Below are 22,421 nucleotides of genomic sequence, written 5' to 3'. Positions count from 1 at the left end.
TTCAGCGCAGGTCTTCCCAGAACCCGCTCAGGGCGGCGGCGGCGCGGGCCGGGTCCTCCAGCATCCACCAATGTCCAAGTCCGGCAAGCACTTCCGTACGGGCTCCGGCGCGGTCCGCGGCGCGCCGGCGGATCTGTTCGGAGCCGACGTAGGTGTCTTCGGTCGCCAGTATCGACAGTCCGGGACGCACTGCCGCATTCTCGAGGTCACGTCCGGCCTCGGCTACCGCCGGTTGAGCGGCCGAACGGTAGAGCAACAGAATGGCCCGACCCATCTCCGGGCCTTGTGCCTGGGCAAGCGCCGTGGCGATGTCTGGGGTGATGCCGAGCCCGGCCAGCTGGGCGGCCCGTTCCTCGACGGTTCCGGCCATCATCGTCTCGACGAGTTGTTCGCCGGCCTCCGGTGTCTGCCACACCTGCGCAAGGTCGTGCCAGACGTAGTCGGCGTCGAACACACCGAGGATGTCGCTGACCCAGCTGCGTACCAGTTCGGGTCGGTGCATCACCAGATTCAGCACATGGCCGCCGCCCCAGTCGTGACCGACGAGATCGACCGGTTCGCCGATCCGATCCAGCTCTCCTTCCAGCCAGTCGCGGTAGGCCAGGAAGGTCGCCGGGAAATCGTCCGGCAGCGGTGCGCCGAACCCCGGTGGGGAGAGCAACACCACGTCCTCGCGCCCGAGCGCCTCGACCAGCGGCCCCCAGATCGCCTTGGTCTCGGGATTGCCATGTACGAAGACGACTGTCATCGGCCTACTCCTCATGCGCGCGGGATGTGGTCTTACAGCTTGCCTTACGCTACTGATGCCCCCCGCTATGACGACAGAAAGCGATTGAACTCATGGCGCCGACGCTGCGCCCGCGCCGATCCGCCCTCTACCTGCCCGGCAACAACGCCCGGGCGCTGGAGAAAGGCAAGTCGCTTCCGGCCGACGTCCTGATCTTCGACCTCGAGGACGCCGTCGGGCCCGACGCGAAAGCCGACTCACGGCGCAAGGTCTGCACCGCCGTGGCGTCCAAGCAGTACCGGCCCCGTGAAGTCGTGGTGCGCGTCAACGGCCTCGAGACCGACTGGCACGACGACGATTTCGTCGCCGTTGCCGAGTCAGGCGCCGACGGGGTGTTGGTGCCGAAAGTCGAGACAGGCCAACAGGTCCGAGGTTTGGCCGCCCGCCTGGACGAGTTGGGTGCACCGAAATCCTTGCAGCTGTGGGTGATGGTGGAGACCCCCCGGGCTTTTCTGCGGATGGAGGAGGTCGCCTCGGCCAGCGAGCGCCTGACTGCCCTGGTGGTCGGCACCAACGACCTGGTCAACGAGCTGCACGGTCTGCATGTGGCCGGGCGCACCCCCGTGCTGCCCGCATTGACCATGGCCGTGCTGGGCGCGCGTGCCGGCGGAAAAGTCGTGCTGGACGGCGTGTTCAACGCCATCAAGGACGAAGAAGGATTCAAGGCCGAGGCGCGGCAGGGCCGCGAGCTGGGATTCGACGGTAAGACCCTGATCCACCCGTCGCAGGTCGGTCCCGCCAACGAGATTTTCGGACCCTCAGACGCCGAAGTGGCCGACGCCCACAAGATCGTCGAGGCCTATGAGCAGGCGCAGGCCGCCGGTGAGAGCGTCATCACCGTCGACGGCCGGATGATCGAGAGCCTGCACGTGCGCGACGCCCAGCGCATCCTGGCCCTGGCCGATCGCATCGCCGAATTGGAGTCGCAGACCGGGTAGGGCGGTTCGATTAGGTATTGCCGGCGAATCGGATTACTCTTGCGCGCGGTCCGTCATCGACTCAGGAACACACCCATGCCTCTTCAGCCCACTCTGCGGCGCCCGCATTCGGTGCGCAGGGTTCGTGCCTCGCGTACGAATTGCGTAACGGTCGGTCAGTGCTTCGACATCGAGATCATCCGTGAAGCAGACGGATGGACGATCCGGATACCGGAGGTCGGCGGGGTCGCCTACGCCGCCCACCGCACCGCGGTGGAATTGGCGGCACGCAGGTGCATCGCCAGCCGGACCGGCATCCCGATCGGCTACGTGTCGGTATTCGTCACACACGAGATCGGCTGAAGTGCTTCTGCGCTAACGGTTTTCGGCGCGCCGCGTCAGATCTTCACCGTCAGCGGCCAGACCTTCCAGATGTCGTCGCAGTACTCGGCGATCGCGCGGTCGGACGAGAACTTGCCGCTGCGTGCGGTATTGAGGATCGACATCTTCGTCCACGCGTCCCGGTCCTGCCAGGCCGCGCTGACACGCTCCTGGCACTCCACGTACGACGCGAAATCGGCGCACACCAGGAAAGAGTCGTGGTAACGCAGGTTGTCCACCAGCGGGCGGAACACCTCGGGGTCGCCGTGTGAGAACATCCCGCTGTCGATGAGATCCAGCACCGCGCTGAGTTCTTCGTTGCTGTCGATGTAATCCGCCGGCCGGTAACCGCCGGCCTTGAGTGCCTCGACCTCCTGCACGGTCAGACCGAACAGGAAGAAGTTCTCCGCACCGGCCTCCTCTCGGATCTCGACGTTGGCCCCGTCGAGCGTGCCGACGGTCAGGGCGCCGTTGATCATGAACTTCATGTTCCCGGTGCCCGAGGCCTCCTTGCCGGCCGTGGAGATCTGCTCGGACACATTGGCGGCCGGATAGATCAAGTGCGCGTTCTGAACGTTGAAGTTCGGGATGAACGCCACCTTGAGGAACTTGTTGACCTCCGGGTCGTTGTTGATCGTCTCGGCGACGGCGTTGATCAGCTTGATGATCCGCTTGGCCAGGAAGTATCCCGGAGCCGCCTTGCCGCCGAAGATGAACGCCCGCGGCGGAATCGCGAGTCCTGGGTTCTGCTTGAGCCGGTAATAGAGCGCGATGATGTGCAGGACGTTGAGATGCTGGCGCTTGTACTCGTGGATGCGCTTGACCTGGATGTCGAATATCCACTCCGGGTTGAGCTCCACGCCGGTCGCTGACCGGATGAACGCGGCGAGACGAGCCTTGTTGGCGCGCTTGATGTCCCGCCACTGTTCCCGGAACGCGGGTTTGTCGGCGAACTGTTCCAGCCCGCGCAACTGGTCGAGGTCTTTGAGCCAGTCCTCGCCGATGGTGCGGTCCAGTAGTTCTCGCAGCCCCGGGTTGGCCAGCGCCAGGAAGCGGCGTGGTGTCACGCCGTTGGTCTTGTTGCTGAACCGCTCCGGCCACATCTCGTAGAAGTCTTTGAGCACACTGTCTTTCAGTAGTTCCGAGTGCAGTGCGGCGACGCCGTTGACGGCGTGGCTGCCCACGGTGGCGAGGTGGGCCATCCGGACGTGCTTGCCGTGATTTTCACCGATGATCGACATCCTGCGCACCCGGTCCGCGTCGCCGAGGAACTTGATGCGTACCTCGTCGAGGAACCGGCGGTTGATCTCGTAGATGATCTCCAGGTGGCGGGGCAACGACTGGCCGAAGATCTCCAGCGGCCAGGTCTCCAGCGCCTCCGGCAACAGGGTGTGGTTGGTGTAGGCGAAGGTCGCGACGGTGATCTGCCACGCCTCTTCCCATTCCAGTTGGCGCTCGTCGATCAGTAGCCGCATCAATTCGGCGACGCCGATCGATGGGTGAGTATCGTTGAGCTGCAAAGCAAATCGTTGCGGCAACTCACGGACGGAGACGTCAGCCAGATCGTCCATGATGTGCAAGACGTGTTGCAGCGAGCAGGACACGAAGAAGTGCTGCTGCAGCAGGCGCAACCGCTTGCCGGCCTCCGGCTCGTCGTTGGGGTACAGCACCTTGGTGACCGTCTCGGAGGTGACTTCGTCCTCGACCGCCTTGTAGTAATCGCCGGTGTTGAAGGCATCCAACGCGAACGACTTGACCGCACGCGCGCTCCACAAGGTCAGCACGTTGCAGGTGTTGACGCCGTAGCCCTGGATGGGCGTGTCGTATGCGACGCCTTTCAACAGCAGGCCCGGCACCCAGCGGGCGTGGTCGCGGCCGGTGTCGTCGGTGTAGTGCTCGACGTGACCGGCCCACTTGACCAGGTAGTTGACATCGGGTTTGGCTATCTCCCAAGGGTTTCCGCTGTCCAGCCAGTTGTCGGTCTGCTCCACCTGCCAGCCGTCGTGGATCTCCTGGTCGAAGATGCCGAACTCGTAGCGGATGCCGTAGCCGATCGCCGGACGCTCGAGGGTGGCCAGCGAGTCCAGGTAGCAGGCGGCCAGGCGGCCCAGGCCGCCGTTGCCCAGGCCGGGCTCCTCCTCGCACGCCAGCACCTCGTCGTAGTTCTGGCCCATCGCCGACAGCGCGGACTTGGCCGCCCGCTCCATGCGCAGATTCAGCAGATTGTTACCCAGTTGCGGCCCCATCAGGAATTCCGCCGACAGATAACAGGTGACCTTGCGACCGAGGTCGAGCGAGACCTGCGTGGAAGCCACCCGACGGTCCTGCATGCGGTCGCGTACGGCCAAAGCGAGTGCGCGGTAGTAGTGCTCGGGCCGCAGAGCGGCGGCGGGGCGGCCGATCGAATAGCGCAGGTGGTCGGCGATGGCGCGCTGCAGCGCCGCCGCGCCCATACCGGTGCGCGAGTGCTCGATCAGCTCTGAGCGCGCGGCGGCCGGCACCTCGTCGGAGGGTCTGCGGTCGAGATCGGTCATTTCGAGTCCCTTCGCTCGAGAAATTCAGCGCACCCACCTACCCGGCGCCGGGCAGAAAGTCAGCCTGGCAGCGATGTTTGCACAACCGGCGGGTTATTGCCGTCCGAAACGTGAACGCCACATCACGTCTTACGACGCGTCCGCTGCTGCGACCAGCCCGCGCAGTGCCCGCGGCAACGGGTCCTGATGCAGGATCCCCAGACGCTGAGTGGCGCGGGTGAGGGCGACGTAGAGTTCGGCCGCCCCCCGCGGACCCTTGGCGAGAATTCGTTGCGGGTCCACCACGAGAACGGCGTCGAATTCCAGACCCTTGGTCGCCGACGGGATCACCGCGCCCGGCACGCCGGGCGGACCGATCACCACGCTGGTGCCGTCGCGGTCCGCCTCGTTCCGGACGAAATCGTTGACGGCAGAAGCTAGTTCGTCCTCCCTGACCTGCCTGGACCAGGGTGGTATGCCGCAGGAGCGGACCGACTCCGGCGGCGCGATATCGGGTGCGAACTGTGCGAGCAGTGCGGCGGCGACGGTCATGATCTCTGCTGGAGTCCGGTAGTTCATCGACAGCGACCGGTACACCCACCGGCCGGGTACGTAAGGGTCCAGCATTTGTGTCCACGATGTCGCGCCGGCAGCGGAGCGGCGCTGCGCCAGATCGCCGACCACGGTGAACGACCGCGCCGGGCAGCGTCGCATCAGCACCCGCCAATCCATTTCGGACAACTCTTGGGCTTCGTCGACCACGACGTGCCGGTAGGTCCAATTACGGTCCGCCGCAGCGCGTTCGGCCAGTTCACGCAGGTCGCGTTCGGCGAACCGCTCGGCCAGATCCTCCCCGTAGAGCAGGTCCTGGGCCAGCAGCTGGTCCTCGTCGTCCATCAGGTCCTCGCGGCTGACCATCAGATCGAGTACCCCGGCGGCGTACGCGGCCTCCTCGCGCTGCTCCTGTTCGGTGACCTGTCGAGCGCGCTCGGCGGCCACCTTGTCGATGCCCAGCAGATCGGTCAGTTCGTCCAGCAGCGGCACGTCCGACACCGTCCAGGCGTCGCCGACATCACGCAACAACGCCGCATCGGCACCCGCTGCGCGCAGCATGTCGGGGGATACCAGCAACGACGCCAACAGCTGTTCGGGTGTCAGGATCGGCCAGAGCTCGTCGAGCGCGGCGGCGAACGCGGCGCTGTCGGCGAGTTCCTCGATCAGGTCCTCCCGCAGCGCTTCCCACGCACCGGTGTCCGACCGGGTCAACCAGCCGCGGCCGATCTTGGCGATCGCCCGCTCGGTCAACACCCAGGTGATCACTTCGGTGAACGCCGCGCGGGCCTCGTTGTGCGGCAGTTTGGTTGCACGCGCCTCCTCCCGGGCCCACTGCGCCGTCTCGGCGTCGATGCGTACCGTGACGTCGGACAGCTTGATCGGCAACGGTTCCTGCGGCAGACCCTGCCGCTGGGATATCGCGGTGGCGAGCACGTCGAGGATCTGTAGCGAGCCCTTCAGGCGCGCGGCGTCCGGGGAGTCCTCAGCGGTCACCCGCAGACCGGGCACCAGGTCGCCGGCGGTCATGAACACCACCGTGGACTCGCCGAGCGACGGCAGCACCTGACTGACGTGGTCCAGGAAGGCCGGGCTGGGCCCGATCACCAGCACACCGTGACGCTCCATCCGTTCCCGCTGCGTGTACAGCAGGTAGGCAACGCGGTGCAGTGCCACCACCGTCTTGCCGGTGCCCGGACCGCCCTCGATGACCAGGACACCGGAGTGGTCGAGTCGGATGATCTCGTCCTGCTCGGCTTGGATCGTGGCCACGATGTCGCGCATCCCGGCGCCGCGCGGTGCGTTGATGGCCGCGAGTAATGCTGCGTCGCTTGAGGTTCCGCGCGCGCCGTCGACTGTTGCCGATCCGGGACGGCCGAGTACCTCGTCGGTGTAATCGACCACCCGGCGGCCGCGGGTGCGGAACTGACGACGCAGCCGCATGCCCTCCGGATTCGCCGCGGTGGCGGTGTAGAACGCTCGCGCCGCCGGAGCGCGCCAGTCGAGCAACAACGGTTCGTATTCGTCGTTCTCGTCGAACAGGCCGATGCGACCGACGTAGGAGCGCTTCCCCGAGACGTCGTCCAACCTCCCGAAACAGAGGCCGTCGTCGGCGACGTCGAGTCGCTTGGTCCGCTTGGCCAGCGCGCGCAACTCGACATCACGGTCCATGGGCTCGCCCTCGGCTCCCAGCGCGGCACTGTATCTGGCCCTGGCGCGCGCACGTTCGTCGTCCAGCCGTGCATACAAGCTGTCGACGTAGGTCTGCTCCGACCGCAGTTCGTCTCGGTATGTCGTCTCCCGGTCCTGCAATGCGCGTCCCCTCGTCGATGGCTCGGCCAGCGATTGTGCGGCATCACCCCGGCCTTGTCGCAAGCCCCCGGTCCCGGGTTATGGTGGAACGGGAGCCCCCACAACGTCGCCGAGTCTGATTCGTGGGCGGCAGATCGGCCCGAAAACCGCCCTGTGTTCAGTTTCGGCGATGCGCCGATCAGCTGCGGAAGGCACGGTGCCACGTCGGGTCAATGAGCGCCCGACACGTTCAGCGTGATCACACCGGCGACGATCAACACGACGCCCGCCACCTTCGCCACCGAGATCGGTGAACCCAGAAACATCACCGCGATCAGCACGATGGCCGCAGTGCCGATCGCCGACCACAGCGCATAGGCGACATCGGTCTGCATACCCCGCGAAATCGAAAGCGACAGCAGCGCAAACGAAATCGCGTAGCCCACCAGGCAGGCCAGGGTCGGCCACAGACGGGTGAAACCGTCGGTGCTCTTGAGCAGACTGGTCGCCCCGACCTCGGCGAAGATGGCGACGAACAGAAAGAGATAGGCGAGCATGAATCCCTATCTACACGACGGACTCGTACCGTAGGTGCATGACGAAGAACCTGACTCACCGCGTGGTCGGCTATTCGCCGGCAGTGCTGAGCCTGTTTCGGCTGGTGTACGGCCTGCTGTTCGCCGGCTTCGGCTCGATGATCCTGTTCGGCTGGCCCGTCTCTTCCGGACATCACACGGATGTGGGCGACTGGCCGGTGTGGTATGCCGGACTGATCGAGTTCGTGACGGGTCTGTTGGTCGCCGCCGGCCTGTTCACCCGCCTCGCCGCGTTCTTCGCCTCCGGCACGATGGCGGTGGCGTATTTCTGGATGCACCAACCCCGTTCGCTGTGGCCGCTCGGTGACCCGCCGGGCGGCAACGGCGGGACCCCGTCGATCCTGTTCTGCTTCGGGTTCTTCCTGCTGGTCTTCATGGGCCCGGGTCGTTACTCGGTCGACGCGCTGCTTTCCGCGAAAAGGCAACGCCGGTAACGAGTTCGGTCAAGCGTCGAGGTCGGTGCTGGTGGTGGTTTGTTCCCACGTCGAGATCTCTTTCGCGCGCCGGTCGGCGATGAAGCGATACGAGAACAGCGCGTCCTGGCCCAGCAGCAGGAACGCCGGCGGTTCGTCGGCTTCGACCGCCGCCACGATCGCCGCGCCGGCCTTGACCGGGTCGCCGACCTGGGCGCCGTGCATGGTGTCGTTCTCCTTGCGCCTACGTCCCGCGGTGTCGGCGTAATCCTCGATGACCGTGGACGTCTGCATTAGCGAGCGGCCGGCGAAATCGGTGCGGAAAGCGCCGGGTTCGATGACGGTGACCGAAATGCCGAGTGGTGCAACCTCGGCGTGCAGCGCTCCGCTCATCCCTTCGACGGCGGCTTTGGCCGCGCAGTAGTAGCCCGAGCCGACCGGCGTCAACTGCACGCCGATCGAGGAGATGTTCACGATCGCGCCGGAGCGGCGCTCCCGCATGCCGGGCAACACAGCCTTGATCATGGCGACGGTGCCGAAGAAGTGTGTTTCGAACAGGGCGCGCACCGCGTCGTCCTCGCCCTCTTCGACCGCGGAGCGGTACCCGTAGCCGGCGTTGTTGACCAGCACGTCGACGCTGTCGAAGCGCTCCTCAGCCTGCTGCAGGGCCGCGGCGATCTGCTCGGGTTCGGTGACGTCCAAAGCCAGCGCCAATACCCGGTCGGGCGTGGCGTCGGCAAGCTCGGTGATGCTGTCTACGTCGCGGGCAGTGACGACGGTGTTGTGGCCGGCGTCGATAACCGCCTCGGCAAGCGCGCGGCCGAGTCCCGTCGAGCAGCCCGTGATCAGCCAGGTGGACAAATCGATGTCCTCTCGAAACTACGAAAAGTGTTGCCCGCCAACCGATAGCCCGGACGCGGCCCTAGAAGCCCATCTTCTGGCACTTCACGGTGCGATTCTGGCAAAACATTCCGCTACCGGTCCAGTCCTTGGCGCCGGGTACGCCGAAGTTGTTGGGCGTATCCGTGGCACGGAAGTCTTGAGTCAGGCCCGGATTGATGATGATCAAATAGTCTTCGACCAACGGTGGGGTCGTATCCTCTGGATCGGCACTGGCGACACCGCTGCCACCGACCAGGGCGGCAACTGTCATCAGGCCGGCGGCGAGTCCCGCAGCAAATTTTCGGAGGCTCATTAGTCGCCCTCTCTGCTTTCTGGCGCGAATCATGGGCCGTGGTCCAGCGTACCCGCCAACGGACGTGCGATCCGAGCTTGCCGAGTCTGCGTCGCAAACCGGCTACAAACGCGCAACAACTCCGCTCGAGTCAACCGGCGGGCGGTTTGGTTGACCGGCGAGGTGCATACCGTGTAGCCCGTGGGGACGATGTCCGCGGTCATTCGTCGTGCTGCGGTTCTCGCTGCCTGTCTCACGCTGTCGACGACGCCACCGCTGGCGACTGCCGATCCCGAGTCGCAGCCGGTTGGCGCCGTGACGTCAGCCGACGGCGCGGTGCCGCCGGGCACGCCCGCCCGAGTGACCACCCCTGACGGTTGGATTCTGGCGCTCGGCGCCAGAGACGAAAGACACGTTCCGGTAGCGCCGCTGACCACCGCGGCGTCGTCTCGCGAATACCTGTCCAGCGGAATCTTCGTCGCATCCCTGGCCGGACCGGAAACTCCGCATGGCGTTCTCGAAGTGGGGTATGAGATCGGCTGCGGAATCGACATGAGCACAGCCAACGGCGTCACGACGGCCAACGGCGGCGGTGGCGGTCCTTCGCTCGGCGCGGTGGTACCGTTCGGCCCCGGTGAGCCGTTTCAACTTCTCCCGTTGGTGAGCGCGCAGTACAACGGCGTGGTCAGCGTCGGTCTCAAACCCGGATTCGTCGTGGTAGTGCCCGTCGTCCGCAAAGAATTCCGAAGCGCCAACCCGTGGATCATGATCAACGAATTCCACATGAAGATCGACGGATGCGTCGGGCAGTCATTCGTCCGCTCGTATTCGACCCTGACCCGCATCACCGACGAATCCGACGTGGTGCTGTCCTACGTCGGTTCCACGAGGGCCGTGTGAGCTACGTGTAGGACGCGCCCAGGTGCGCAACCGGGGTGAACCCGTCGTTGTGCGCGGCCGCCGCGGCGCGCCGAATCGGCAGGATGAGCGGTACGAACAGGATCTGATCCAGCAGGATCGGCGTGATCAACCGGTTGTGCACGAAAGCGAACGAACTCTTGGTGACCGGGTCGGCCCAACCGATGGTGCCGCCGAGGCCGGCGTGTCCATAGCCGCGCAGTAGCCCGGGCACCGGGGAACCGTGGTAGCCGAGGTGAAACGACATCGGTACCACCAGATTCAGATCCGGTCGCAAACTGGTCTTACCCAACAGATCGCGCGCCAATTCCGTTGACAGGAGCTCTGTTTCGTCGATGCGGCCGTCGTTGGCCAGCGCCCCGTACATCCTGGCCAGGCCGCGCGCGGTGACCACAGCGTTCACCGACGGGATCTCGCCGTCGAGCAGGGGAGTGTCACCCTGAATCAGCGACGTGATGCCCGGAACGTAGATCGCGCCCAGGCCGCCGGCCACCGGGAGCTCCGACAACCATGGCGCCAGCCGGTCGAACAAGGGATTGGCGCGGGTCGTCTGCGGAAACATGATCTGCGCGGCCTTGGTGGGTGCGTCGGCGGGCGGCCGCCCCAGGTGCAGACCGTCGGTGTCCAGGGTCTGCGCGATCTCGCTACGGAACAGCTCGCGCATGCTCTTGCCGGTGATGGCGCGGGCCAGGCCCGAGGTCAACCAGCCGTAGGTGAACGCGTGATACGCGGCGCGTCCGGCGTGGCGGTCCACGGGCGCGGCCGCGAGGCGCTCCTCCATCAGCTGGTGGTCGAGCAGTTGTTCCTTGCTCACGCCCTTGAGGTGAGACAGACCGGATCTGTGCCCCAACATGTCGCGGACGGTGATCTGGGATTTGCCGTTGGCGCCGAACTCCGGCCAGTACTGAGCGACCGGCTTGTCGTAGGCCAACTGCCCGCGGTCGACCAGCCGGTGCAGCACGGTGGCGGCGACGCCTTTGCTTGCCGAGAAGACCATCGCGCCGGTATCGGCGGTCCAGGGGACTTCGCCCTCGCGGTCCGACCAGCCCGTCCAGATGTCGACGACCGGCTCGCCGTCGACGTAGACAGCCAGTGATCCGCCGCCGAAGCGTGGATCGCCGTTGAACAACTTGGCGAAGGTGTGAACCGCGCAGGAGAAGCGGGGATCGGCAGCACCATGCACGTGCTCCGGCAGTTCGGTGCCGACGTCGATAACAGTTGGCTGTGTCATGGCAGAACTCCCTCCGTGAGAACGCTATTACCCAATTCGGGGAATTCTATTCTTCTGCGTTAGTGCGTGTCTGCCGCCTGGCGCCTCCACGAGAGTCCGCAAAATGCCAGAAAAGTGGCGCTGCGCCGTACATTTTGGGGCCCCTCACGGGACTGCAACGTGACAGCCGCGTTAGTCCGCCAGGGCTCGGCCGACGATCAGCGGATCGGGCTCGCCGACCAGGTCGTGGTCTTTGTCCTCGTAGTCGAACTTGGCCAGGAAATGACGCATCGCGTTGATGCGGGCGCGTTTCTTGTCGTTGCTCTTGACCACCACCCACGGGGCGAAGTCGGTGTCGGTCGCGTCGAACATCTCCTCTTTGGCCGCGGTGTACTGCTCCCATCGGCGGACGGCTTCGATGTCCATCGGCGAGAACTTCCACTGCTTGACCGGGTCGGCGAGCCGGATTGCGAACCGGGTGCGTTGCTCGGCCGGGGACACCGAGAACCACAGCTTGGTCAGGCTGATCCCGTCGTCGACCAGCATCTGCTCGAACGGCGGTGCCTGCTTCATGAATTCGGCGTGCTGCTCGGCGGTGCAGAAGCCCATCACCTTCTCGACGCCGGCGCGGTTGTACCAGGACCGGTCGAACAGGACGATTTCGCCGGCTGCCGGCAAGTGGGTGACGTAGCGCTGGAAGTACCACTGGGTTTTTTCCCGCTCGCTCGGTTTCTCCAGCGCGACGACCCGGGCGGTCCGCGGGTTGAGATGCTCCATGAACCGCTGGATGGTGCCGCCCTTGCCGGCCGCGTCCCGCCCTTCGAACAAGATGAGGTGCCGGTCGCCGGTTCGCCGGCTGTGGTTCTGCAGCTTCAGCAGTTCGATCTGCAGGCGTCGCTTGAGCCACTCGTACTCGTCACGTGACATGCGCTCGTCGTACGGATAGCGCTCCCGCCAGGTGCTGACCGGATTCCCGTCGCGGTCCAGCAGTACCGGGTCGTCGTCCTCGTCGCCGTCGACGGTGTAGCCGTGTTCGGGAGTGGAAAGGTCCTCCAGGTCGATGTCCACCATCTTTCTGAAACTACCCAGCGGCGTACCGACTCAGCGGGAGGGTTCACAGCCTGGCCGCGGCCCGCCTTTCCAGCCGGAAGGTCCGCCTGTAGCCGGTCGGCCGGGTGGTGACGGTCACCTCGACGGCTCCGCTGGGAGCGACGACGTAACGCTCCTCGACGTCGGGTCCGTCGCTCCAGCGGTCGACCGGCTGGTGCCCGAGGTTGTCCCGGTCGTGCAGCGCGGGATCGAACGGGAAGAAGACGGGATCATACGGCGTGACGTCGCCGTCCGGACGGCCGTCGACCAGACGGCTGCACTCGACGAACCGGAAATGCCCGATGTTGTGCGCCGCGCGATAGCTGCGGTTGACCACCAAGGGCGAGTGGCCGTCGGCCGGAAGCGGGGCGTCCTTGGGCACGATCGGGTCGAACACGACGTCGGCACCGGCCCGGGCCTCCCGGAACACACCGAAGTGCCGCGAAAAGCGCTCGGACAGAACGAAACCGGAATCGGTATCCAGAAAGACCGCGAGGCCGATCGCGGTTGCCGCGAACGGGTGGGGCGACCGCTTGACCCGTTTGTCGCCGAAATTGCTACGCAGCATGCGAGCGACGAGAGGGAAGCTGCCCGCCCCGCCCACCACATAGATGCCGGCCACCTCCGACCACGGCACGTCCCAGCCGTCGCCGGCCGGATCGAGCAGGACCCGCGAGAGCAGGTCGGCGGTCTCGGCCACGAGTGGTGCACACGCCGCGTAGACGTCGTCGATCCCGCAGGAGAACGGCGGCCGGTCGACTCCGTCGACGGCGAGGTCGACCAGGAACCGGCGGGTCTGCGGGCCGACGGCCTCCTTGCGCGCGGCGCACTCCTCCAGCAACAGCTCATAGGCGGCGCCGTCCAGGGGTGGCAGCTTCGATCCGGCCAGGACGAGTTGCGCGATCGCCTCATCGAAGTCGTCACCGCCGAGTCGCTGGATGCCCTCACTGACGACGACCTCGTTGACGTGGCCGGCCATCTTCAGCAGCGAGGCGTCGAAGGTGCCGCCGCCGAGGTCGTAGATGAGCACGTATTCGCGTTTGGCGGTGATGCTGGAGCGGTAGCGGTGAGCGTATTCCAGACCCGCGGCCGACGGCTCGTTCAACAACGCGACGACGTGAAAACCGGCCGCCACGAACGCATCCAGGGTGAGGAAGCGCTGGGCGCTGCTGGCATTGGCGGGCACGCTGATCGCGGCCTCGACGGTGTCGTCGCCCTCGAAGCCGGCGTTGGAGCGGCGCAGCAGGTCGTGTTTGAGCTGGGCCAGGAAACCGGTGAGCAACTCGACCAACGGGTAGCTGCGGCCGGCCAGGCTGACCTGGGTCTGCGGGCCCGCGTCGTTGAGTAGCCGTTTGAACGAGCGCAGCACTTCCCAGTCGGGTTCGTGCCGGACTGCCGCGGCGTCCAGCCCGAACCGCAGTTCTCCGGCGGTGTTGGCGGCGATCAGGGACGGCCAGGTATCGACGCCGTCGAAGGCGACGACCGGGTAATTTCCACGGTCGACGATCGCGGCGACGGTGTGCGTGGTTCCGAAGTCGATACCGACTCTCATCCCGCCCGAGTTTAGAGCCTCGGCGGATTCTCGCGGCTACTTCGGCACAGCATCCGGCGCGTCACGGGCCGCGGGCTGTGCATCCCATTGCCGTTGCACGGCCCGTTCTGCCGCGGTCGCGATCAAGCTTGCGGGTGCGAATCGCTTCGAACTCACCGGTTCGTCTTCGCTCAGTGGCCTGCCGGAACCCCGAATTGCGTTGAAAGACACCGCGACTCCGGCGAAGAAAATCACTATGACCACGGTCGCGAAGACGATCGACAGGGTGCCCTGGATGAAGGTGTTCCTGATGACGGCGTCGAGCTGGTGGGGATCGGACGCCGACCCGAACGCCGACTTGCCGGCCTGTTTTGCGGCGGAGTACTGCGCATGCTGGGTCCAGTAGCCGACGGCAGGATCGGACGAGAAGATCTTCTGCCAGGACGCGGTCAGCGTGACGGCGAGATCCCACAGCAGCGGAATCCCCGGTATCCACACCCATTTCGATCGGCCCGTCTTGACGACGACGACGGTGATCAGCGTGAGCGCGATGGCCGCGAGCAGCTGGTTGGCGATACCGAACAGCGGAAAGAGCGTGTTGATGCCGCCGAGCGGGTCGGTGACACCGAGCAGCAGGATCCCGCCCCAGGCCGCGACCACCACTAGGCTGCAGATCCACGCGCCGGGACGCCAGCTCGCATCACGCATCCGCCGCAGCGGACCTCCGAGATTAGCCAGACCGTCCGAAACGATGAAGCGTGCGACGCGGGTGCCGGCGTCGAGAGTGGTCAGGATGAACAGCGCCTCGAACATGATCGCGAAGTGGTACCAGAACGCCTTGAGACCGCTACCGCCGAACACCCGGTGCAGCATCTCCGACATTCCGAACGCCAGCGTGGGGGCTCCGCCGGTGCGCGAGACGATGGACTGCTCGCCGACGCTGTGTGCCGCCTGGTCGATCTGCGCCGCGGTGGCCGGGCTGCCTGACAGGCCGAGACTGTTGACGTAGCGCGCGGCCCCGGCGGCGGTGTCGTGGGTCTGAGCCGAGGGCGCATTGAGCGTGAAATACAGGTGCTGGTCCAGGATCACCGCGGTGAGCAGCGCCATCACCGCGACGAAGGATTCGGTCATCATGCCGCCGTAGCCGATGAGCCGCATCTGGCCTTCCTTCTCCAGCATCTTCGGCGTGGTGCCCGAGGAGATCAGCGCGTGAAAGCCGGACAGCGCTCCGCAGGCGACGGTGATGAAGAGGAACGGAAACAGGGAACCGGCGAACACCGGACCGTTGCCGCGGGTCGCGAAATGCGAGACCGCCGGCGCGGCGATCGTCGGGTGGGCGATGCAGATGCCCAGCGCCAGCAACGCGACCGTACCGACCTTCATGAACGTCGACAGGTAGTCGCGTGGGGCCAGCAGCAGCCACACCGGCAGCACCGAAGCGGCGAATCCGTAACCGATCAGCAGCCAGCACAGGGTGACCGGCGACAGCGTGAACCATGCCGAGCCCCACTCGGTGTTGGCGACCCAATCGCCGGCTATCACCGCCGTCAGCAACAGGCCGGCGCCGATCGCAGACACCTCGCCGACTCGCCCCGGACGCAGGAAACGCAGGTAGCAGCCCATGAAGACGGCGATCGGGATGGTCATGGCGATGGAGAACACACCCCACGGGCTCTTGGCAAGCGCTCGCACCACCACCAGAGCCAGCACCGCGATCAGGATCGTGACGATGATCGGCACCCCGACCAGCGCGGCCGTCCCGGCGGTTGCTCCCAGCTCGTCGCGCACCATCTGTCCCAGCGACCTTCCGCGGCGCCGGGTGGAAATCCACAACACCAGATAGTCCTGCACGCAGCCGGCCAGCACCGCACCCAGCACGATCCAGATCGCGCTGGGCAGGTAACCCATTTGCGCGGCCAGCACCGGACCGACCAGCGGACCGGCGCCGGCGATCGCGGCGAAGTGGTGCCCGAACACCACGCGGCGGTCGGTCGGGACGTAATCTGTTCCGTCGTCGAAGATTTCGGCCGGAGTGGCATGGTCGTCGCGCGGGCACACGATCTTCATCTCGACCAGCCGCGCGTAGAAGCGGTAGCCGATCACATAGGTGCACAGCGCCGCCACCACCAACCACACCGCGTTCACCGTCTCACCCCGCGCGAACGCGACGACGGCCCAGGCTCCGGCCCCGATCAGCGCGACGACGCCGAAAAAGATCTTGTGCCGCAACCTGATCGGGGAGCGGTCGACGATCGCGACGGGCGGTAGGCCGGGCTCAGTGCGGACGTAGCTGATCTGCTGGTCGGCCACGGCGAACTCCTCCCGGAAGGTCTCGCGACTGTGAATCTACCGACGTCCGATCGGCGTGTCCCGTCGTGATCTTCACACTCGGTAATCAATACAGCGCGCGGACGGCGTCGATAGTGTCGGCCTCGTCGGGGCGTTTGTCGTCGCGGTAGCGCAGCACCCGCGCGAACCGCAGCGCCACCCCGCCGGGGTAGCGGGTCGATCCTTGCACTCCGTCCAGAGCGATCTCGACCACCTGCTCGGGTCTGAGCTGCACGACGTACCCGTCGGTGCCGTCGACGGCGAGCTCGGTGAATCGGGTTGTCTGCCAGTCCAACATGGCATCGGTCATGCCCTTGAAAGTTTTTCCGACCATGACGAATCCGCCGGTGGCCGGGTCCAGCGCGCCCAGATGGATGTTGGACAACTTCCCGCGGCGGCGCCCCGAGCCCCACTCCACCGCCAGCACCACCAGGTCGAGGGTGTGCACCGGTTTCACCTTCAACCAGCCGGCGCCGCGCCGCCCGGCCTGGTACGGCGCGCCCGGGGCCTTGGCCATCACGCCTTCGTGCCCGGCGGCCAGCGTCGCCTCCAGGAACGCCGTCGCGGCCGCGGGATCGGACGTGGCCAGCCGGTCGACTCGCTGCGAGGCGGGCACCAGCGCGTCCAGCGCCGTCAGCCGGTCGGTGGTCGGCGCGTCGAGCAGGTCCTCGCCGTCGCGGTGCAGGATGTCGAAGAAGAACACCGACAGCGGCTGCTTGGCGCGGGCCGCTTCGACGTCGACGGACCGCCCGAAGCGTGACGCGGTGACCTGGAAGCGGTGCGGACGGTTGTCCGGACGCAGCGCGATCGCCTCCCCGTCGGCGATCAGGTCGTTCACCGGCAGGGCCAGGGTGGCTTCGACCACCTCGGGCAGCCGGGCGGTGACGTCGTCGAGGCTGCGGGTGTAGACGGTGACGGTCGCTCCGGATCTGTGGATCTGCACGCGGGCACCGTCGAGTTTGGCTTCGAAAATGGCTGTGCCACCGTGCTTTTCGAGTGCATCGTCGACGCCGGTGGCGGTTTGGGCCAGCATCGGCCCGACCGGGCGTCCCACCCGCAAGGTGAACGCCTCCAACGAGCCGCCGCTCAGCGCCGCGGCGGCGACCGCCGCCAGCTCCCCACCCAGCATCGCCGCCCGCTGCACCGTGGCGGCCGGCATCGCCGCCGCCTTGGCCACGGCATCGGTCATGATCCCGACCAGCGCGCCCTGGCGCAGTTCGCCGCCCAGCAGTCGCAGCAGGAAGGTCTGTTCGGTCTCGGTGGCGGCGGCGAACAAGCCGGCGATCAGCGCCGCGCGGCGTGCCTGGGACCCCTTGCCCGACACCGCGCCGATCTCGGTGAAAGTGGCATCGACTTCGCCGACGGTCAGCACCGGCTCCGTAGCCGGCGGCGGCAGGGAGCGCAACGACGCCCAGCCGACGCCGATCTGACGCTGCCGTAGTTCACCGGACAGCCATGACACGACGGTGGTGACCAGTTCGGCGTCCGGCGCGGCCCGTCGCAGCAGGTCCGCGATGTGGGCGACCTTCGTCAACCGGGACGAGGTGCCGCCCACGTTGAGCGATGTGCTTGCTACGTCCAGAAGGAGCACGGTGCCGAGCTTGGCACGATGCACCGACAGAGGGCGGCACCGGCTGGGCTCAGTTGAAATGAGTAATGGCGTCGAACTCCGCCTTGACGATGCCGTAACACTCACAAGCAATTCGCCGAGTTGCTCTGGGTCCTCGATGGAGAGCGACCCGCGGCTGTAACGGATCAACCCCGCCTCTTGGAGGCGTTGCGCGGTCTCGGAGACGGTGGGTCGGTGCACTCCCAGCATCTGGGCGAGGAATTCCTGGGTCAGGAAGAACTTCTCGCTGGCGACCCGGTCGCGAGTGGTCAGCAGCCAGCGCGCCATGCGGGCTCCGGTGTCGTGCGAGCGATTGCAGACCACGTTCTGCGCGATCTGGACCATGGTGGCCTGTGTGAAGCGGTTCAGCAGCGCATGCAGCGCGCCGTCGCGCGCCAGTACTTGGCCGAAGTCGGCAACACTGAGACGTGCAGTGTCGCCTGCGATCTGGCAGAACGCGGATTGTGGACTGCTGGAAGCGCCCAGGAATACCGGAAGCCCGACCATGCCTTCGTAACCGACGGTCGCCACCTCGAGGGCGCCTCGGCCGTCGACCACCGCGATCAGCGAATAGACCGACGACAACGGGAAGTAGATCTCGGCGATGGGTTCGTCCGGCCGGTAGGCCTCCCGTCTGATCTCCGAATGCTCGAATCGCAACCGCTTCTCGATTCGCTCATATTCGTCGTCGGGCAGTTGCGCCAGGATGGCGTTGCGGCGGAAACCGTCTTGACTCATTGGTCTCACTCCTTGTCGCCCGGGATTCCCGGGGGACTACCCGTGTTGCCGCGACTTATGTCAGCCAGCGGACAGAAGGTCTAGGCTTTCCGGTATGTCCGCCACCCGACACACCACCTCGGGGTTCTCGTTCGTGGTGCTTGCCGCCTCGTTGGGCGGCATGGATGCCTTCGGCACGGTGCTGGCCGGTCTGCCGAAGTGGTATCCGGTGCCGATTCTGGCGGCGCAGCATCGTCCGCAACTAACGACGAACGATCCGCTCGCGGCGGTGCTCGCCCGCAAGACAGACTTGCCGGTGCAGGTCGCCAAGGACGGGGCACCCGTCCACCGCCCGGGTGTGACCGTGGTGCCGGGAGCCACCGCCGCCGGCATGGACGCGGACGGGCGATGGGTGCTGCGGCCGGCAACGAAGGCCGGCACCGTCGACGCGCTGTTGACCAGTGCGGCCGGCGCCGGCCCGACGGTCGCGGTGATCCTGACCGGGTATCAGGCCGACGGCAGCCAGGGCTGCCGGGCGGTCAAAGCCAACGGGGGCCGGGTGCTGGTTCAGGAACCGTCCGAGGCCAAGGCGCCCGGGATGCCGGCCAACGCAATCGCCACCGGTTGCGCCGACTTCGTGCTTCCTTTGCACCGCATTCCGACTGCGCTGCTGGCCCTGAGCGCGCCGGGCGGAGCGGAGTTGTTGTCCGTGCCGCTGCCCCCGTGGGCTCGATTGACCTCCTGACCGCCTTCGGGTCGCTGATCGCCCGAACCGGTGCCGTGCTCGAGACCCCGGCGGACGGACCCGCTAGCGTGCCTCGTAACGTTACAAATTCGAGGGATTCTGACAACCCTAGAGAACACGGAGGTCTGGATGGAGATCAGCGGAAAGAAGGTCGTCGTCATCGGCGGCGCTTCGGGCATGGGGCGGGCCAGTGCCGAGCTGCTGCACGAACGGGGAGCGCAGGTCGCGGTGTTCGACCGCGAGGGTTCGGACGGCAAAGAGGTCGCCGAGGGGATCGGCGGCAAGTTCTACCCCGTCGATGTCACCGACTTCGCCGGCACCGAGCAGACGCTGCAGGCCGCGGTCGACGACCTCGGTGGTCTGCACGTCACGGTCACCACGGCCGGTGGCGGCATCGCCAAGCGGACCATGACCAAGACCGGACCGCACGACCTCGAGTCCTTCCAATCCGTGGTGGATCTCAACCTGATCGGCACCTTCAACATCAGTCGGTTGGCCGCGGCGCACATGAGCAAGAACGAGCCCGAGGACGACGAGCGCGGCGTCATCATCAACACCGCATCCATCGCCGCCTTCGAGGGCCAGATCGGGCAGGTCGCCTACACCGCGGCCAAGGCGGGCATCGCGGGCATGTGCCTGACCATGGCACGCGACCTGGGTTCGCTGGGGATCCGGGTGCTGGCCATCGCGCCGAGCCTGTTCGCGACCGGCCTCACCAAGGGCATTCCCGACGAGTTCGCGACAGCCCTGACCAAGGACGCCGCCTTCCCCAAGCGACTGGGTCGACCCGAGGAATACGCCAAGCTGGTCGCGGCCATCGTCGACAACCCGATGCTCAACGGACAGTGCCTGCGCCTCGACGCCGGGCAGCGGTTCGCACCGAAGTAGCGACCCGTCGGCCCTCCTCGGGCGGTGAGTAGTCTCTTCAACTAATTCCAGGAGTCCGCGACGGGGCGGGCTCCTGCCGTGCCGCGAGGAGGGCCCGCATGGGTATCGCACTGACCGACGACCACCGCGAACTCGCCGAGGTGACCCGCGGGTTCCTCACCTCGCAGAAGGCCCGCGCGGCTGCGCGTTCGCTGCTGGACGCGCCGGAGGAGGCACGCCCGGCGTTCTGGCAGGGCATCGTGGAACTCGGTTGGCTCGGCCTGCACATCCCCGAGGAGCACGGCGGTTCCGGCTACGGCCTGCCCGAACTCGTCGTGGTGATCGAGGAACTCGGCCGCGCGGTGGCGCCCGGTCCGTTCGCGCCCACGGTCATCGCCTCGGCGGTGATCGCCAATGACGGTAGCGCCGAACAGAAGTCGCGACTGTTGCCCGGACTCCTCGACGGAAGTGTCACCGCGGCAATCGGTTTGGGCGGCAGCGTGCGGTTGTCCGACGGTGTCGCCGACGGCGACGCCGGCATCGTGCTGGGGGCCGGACTGGCGGAGCTGTTGCTGGTCACCGCCGGTGACGACGTCCTGGTGCTGGAGCGCGACCGCGACGGGGTGTCGGTGCAAGTACCGGAGAACCTCGACCCGACCCGCCGGTCCGGGCGCGTGCGGCTTGACAACGTCAAGGTGAGCGCCGACGACGTCCTGTCCGGCGCCACGGCGTCGACGCTGGCCCGGGCCCGGACCTTGCTGGCCGCCGAAGCAGTGGGCGGGGCGACCGACTGCGTCGAGTCCGCCGTGGAATATGCCAAGGTGCGCAAGCAGTTCGGCCGCACCATCGCCACTTTCCAAGCGGTGAAGCATCATTGCGCGAATATGTTGGTGTCGGCCGAGTCGGCGCTGGCAGCGGTGTGGGACGCCGCGCGCGCGGAATCCGAAGACGAGCAACAATTCCGTCTTGTCGCCGCCGTCGCCGCCACTCTGGCGTTCCCCGCCTACGCCCGCAACGCCGAACTCAACATCCAGGTGCACGGCGGCATCGGCTTCACCTGGGAGCACGACGCGCATCTGCATTTGCGCCGGGCGCTGGTGACTTCGGCGGTGCTCGGTGGCGACGGGCCGGCTCAGGATGTGTTCGACCTGACGGCGGCCGGGGTCGCGCGGGACAACAGCCTGGACCTGCCGCCCGAGGCCGAACAACTGCGTACCCAAATCCGTGCCGACGCAACCGAACTCGCCGGCCTGGACAAGGAGGCGCAACGCGACAAGCTGATCGCGACCGGGTACGTGATGCCGCACTGGCCCAAGCCGTGGGGCCGCGCCGCGGACGCGGTGGAGCAGTTGGTGACCGAGGAGGAGTTCCGGGCTGCCGGTATCAAGCGCCCCGACTACGGCATCACCGGCTGGGTCATCCTGACGCTGATTCAGCACGGAACCGATTGGCAGATCGAGAGATTCGTCGAGAAGGCGCTGCGCAAGGACGAGATCTGGTGCCAGTTGTTCTCCGAGCCGGACGCCGGTTCTGACGCTGCGGCCGTCAAGACCCGGGCCACGCGCGTGGATGGTGGCTGGAAGATCAACGGCCAGAAGGTGTGGACCAGCGGGGCCCACTATTGCGCACGTGGTCTGGCAACCGTGCGCACCGATCCCGAGGCCCCCAAGCACGCCGGCATCACCGCGGTGATCGTCGACATGAATGCTCCCGAGGTCGAGGTGCGGCCGCTGCGCCAGATCACCGGCGGTTCGGACTTCAACGAGGTGTTCTTCAACGACCTGTTCGTGCCCGACGAGGATGTGGTCGGGGCGCCCAACTCCGGTTGGACCGTCGCGCGCGCGACGCTGGGCAACGAACGCGTCAGCATCGGCGGCAGCGGCTCGTTCTACGAGGCGTTGGCGCCGGAGTTGGTGAAGCTTGCTCGGCAGCGCTCAGATGAGTTGGCAGGCATAGTTCTTCGCGTGGGTCGCTACCTGGCCGAGGAGAATGCCTTGCGGTTGCTGAATCTTCGTCGCGCCGCCCGCAGCGTGGAAGGCGCGGGGCCGGGACCCGAAGGCAACGTCACCAAGCTGAAATTGGCTGATCACATGATCGAGGGTGCGGCCATCTCCACGACATTGGCCGGCCCCGAGACCGTGCTGCTGGATGGGGCCGGCGCACTTGCCGGCCGGATGGTGATGGGTGCACGCGGCATGGCGATCGCCGGCGGCACCTCGGAGGTGACCCGCAACCAGATCGCCGAGCGGATCCTGGGCATGCCCCGCGACCCGCTGATCAACT

18 protein-coding genes and 1 pseudogene are annotated in these 22,421 nt (G+C 66.6%); 7 read left to right on the top strand and 12 right to left on the bottom strand.

Annotated features, from left to right (window positions below):
- Position 1: 1 nt before the first annotated feature.
- Positions 2–748, bottom strand: coding sequence for an alpha/beta fold hydrolase (locus AC5Y4D_RS04325; RefSeq protein WP_499946104.1), 747 nt, complete (start codon positions 746–748; stop codon positions 2–4).
- A 92-nt stretch (positions 749–840) separates the two neighbouring features.
- On the opposite strand from AC5Y4D_RS04325, the gene AC5Y4D_RS04320 reads away from it, so the two are divergent.
- The gene (locus AC5Y4D_RS04320) at positions 841–1,725 is read left to right on the top strand and encodes an HpcH/HpaI aldolase/citrate lyase family protein (protein ID WP_499946105.1); all 885 of its coding nucleotides are present in this window, start codon (positions 841–843) and stop codon (positions 1,723–1,725) included.
- Positions 1,726–1,836: 111 nt separating this feature from the next.
- Entirely contained in the window at positions 1,837–2,067 is a 231-nt protein-coding gene (locus AC5Y4D_RS04315) for a long chain fatty acid-CoA synthetase Faa4p (RefSeq protein ID WP_499946150.1), read from the top strand.
- 35 nt (positions 2,068–2,102) lie between these two features.
- On the opposite strand, the gene AC5Y4D_RS04310 is transcribed toward AC5Y4D_RS04315, so the two are convergent.
- From AC5Y4D_RS04310 to AC5Y4D_RS04300, 3 genes are all read right to left on the bottom strand, one after another.
- Entirely contained in the window at positions 2,103–4,619 is a 2,517-nt protein-coding gene (locus tag AC5Y4D_RS04310; RefSeq protein WP_500036477.1) for a glycogen/starch/alpha-glucan phosphorylase, read from the bottom strand.
- 129 nt (positions 4,620–4,748) lie between these two features.
- Complete coding sequence (gene helR, locus AC5Y4D_RS04305) at positions 4,749–6,962, bottom strand: RNA polymerase recycling motor ATPase HelR (RefSeq protein WP_500036476.1); 2,214 nt, start codon at positions 6,960–6,962, stop codon at positions 4,749–4,751.
- A gap of 209 nt (positions 6,963–7,171) precedes the next feature.
- On the bottom strand, positions 7,172–7,498 hold the full coding sequence (locus tag AC5Y4D_RS04300; protein ID WP_499946108.1) for a DMT family transporter: 327 nt from the start codon (positions 7,496–7,498) through the stop codon (positions 7,172–7,174).
- Positions 7,499–7,536: 38 nt separating this feature from the next.
- On the opposite strand from AC5Y4D_RS04300, the gene AC5Y4D_RS04295 reads away from it, so the two are divergent.
- A complete protein-coding gene (locus AC5Y4D_RS04295; protein WP_499946109.1) occupies positions 7,537–7,971 on the top strand; it encodes a DoxX family protein in 435 nt (144 codons plus the stop codon).
- A 9-nt stretch (positions 7,972–7,980) separates the two neighbouring features.
- On the opposite strand, the gene AC5Y4D_RS04290 is transcribed toward AC5Y4D_RS04295, so the two are convergent.
- Both AC5Y4D_RS04290 and AC5Y4D_RS04285 read right to left on the bottom strand, forming a co-directional pair.
- Positions 7,981–8,811 (bottom strand): oxidoreductase, encoded by an 831-nt coding sequence (locus tag AC5Y4D_RS04290; RefSeq protein ID WP_499946110.1) that lies wholly within the window; start codon positions 8,809–8,811, stop codon positions 7,981–7,983.
- Positions 8,812–8,872: 61 nt separating this feature from the next.
- Positions 8,873–9,145 (bottom strand): hypothetical protein, encoded by a 273-nt coding sequence (locus AC5Y4D_RS04285; protein WP_499946111.1) that lies wholly within the window; start codon positions 9,143–9,145, stop codon positions 8,873–8,875.
- Between the two features lie 189 nt (positions 9,146–9,334).
- Here AC5Y4D_RS04285 and AC5Y4D_RS04280 point away from each other — a divergent pair, with 189 nt between their 5' ends.
- Positions 9,335–10,024, top strand: coding sequence for an MspA family porin (locus tag AC5Y4D_RS04280; RefSeq protein WP_499946151.1), 690 nt, complete (start codon positions 9,335–9,337; stop codon positions 10,022–10,024).
- A gap of 1 nt (position 10,025) precedes the next feature.
- Here AC5Y4D_RS04280 and lipL read toward each other — a convergent pair whose 3' ends face one another.
- The 6 genes and pseudogenes from lipL to AC5Y4D_RS04250 form a co-directional block, all read right to left on the bottom strand.
- Positions 10,026–11,273: an esterase/beta-lactamase LipL gene (lipL, locus tag AC5Y4D_RS04275; protein ID WP_499946112.1), complete on the bottom strand. Its 1,248-nt coding sequence runs from the start codon at positions 11,271–11,273 to the stop codon at positions 10,026–10,028.
- A gap of 171 nt (positions 11,274–11,444) precedes the next feature.
- Positions 11,445–12,323: a polyphosphate kinase 2 gene (gene ppk2 / locus AC5Y4D_RS04270; protein ID WP_499946113.1), complete on the bottom strand. Its 879-nt coding sequence runs from the start codon at positions 12,321–12,323 to the stop codon at positions 11,445–11,447.
- Between the two features lie 43 nt (positions 12,324–12,366).
- The gene (locus AC5Y4D_RS04265) at positions 12,367–13,893 is read right to left on the bottom strand and encodes an Hsp70 family protein (RefSeq protein ID WP_499946114.1); all 1,527 of its coding nucleotides are present in this window, start codon (positions 13,891–13,893) and stop codon (positions 12,367–12,369) included.
- Between the two features lie 36 nt (positions 13,894–13,929).
- Positions 13,930–16,182 carry a carbon starvation CstA family protein gene (locus tag AC5Y4D_RS04260; protein ID WP_500036475.1) on the bottom strand — a complete coding sequence of 751 codons (2,253 nt, stop codon included), beginning with the start codon at positions 16,180–16,182 and terminating at the stop codon, positions 13,930–13,932.
- Positions 16,183–16,267: 85 nt separating this feature from the next.
- Positions 16,268–17,791, bottom strand: a complete 1,524-nt coding sequence (locus AC5Y4D_RS04255; protein WP_500036607.1) for an ATP-dependent DNA ligase — start codon at positions 17,789–17,791, stop codon at positions 16,268–16,270.
- A gap of 123 nt (positions 17,792–17,914) precedes the next feature.
- A pseudogene (locus AC5Y4D_RS04250) lies at positions 17,915–18,097 on the bottom strand (helix-turn-helix domain-containing protein); the annotation flags it as partial.
- Between the two features lie 544 nt (positions 18,098–18,641).
- Between AC5Y4D_RS04250 and AC5Y4D_RS04245 the strand changes: the two are divergent.
- The 3 genes from AC5Y4D_RS04245 to AC5Y4D_RS04235 form a co-directional block, all read left to right on the top strand.
- On the top strand, positions 18,642–19,271 hold the full coding sequence (locus AC5Y4D_RS04245; protein ID WP_499946118.1) for a chemotaxis protein CheB: 630 nt from the start codon (positions 18,642–18,644) through the stop codon (positions 19,269–19,271).
- 129 nt (positions 19,272–19,400) lie between these two features.
- Entirely contained in the window at positions 19,401–20,159 is a 759-nt protein-coding gene (locus tag AC5Y4D_RS04240; RefSeq protein WP_499946119.1) for an SDR family NAD(P)-dependent oxidoreductase, read from the top strand.
- Between the two features lie 98 nt (positions 20,160–20,257).
- Positions 20,258–22,421 (top strand): acyl-CoA dehydrogenase family protein (locus AC5Y4D_RS04235; protein ID WP_500036474.1); only part of this gene is annotated, 2,164 nt, incomplete at its 3' end.

The sequence above is a fragment of the Mycobacterium sp. NGS67 genome (assembly GCF_059812185.1).
This window is presented reverse-complemented; position numbering and strand designations above follow the sequence as displayed.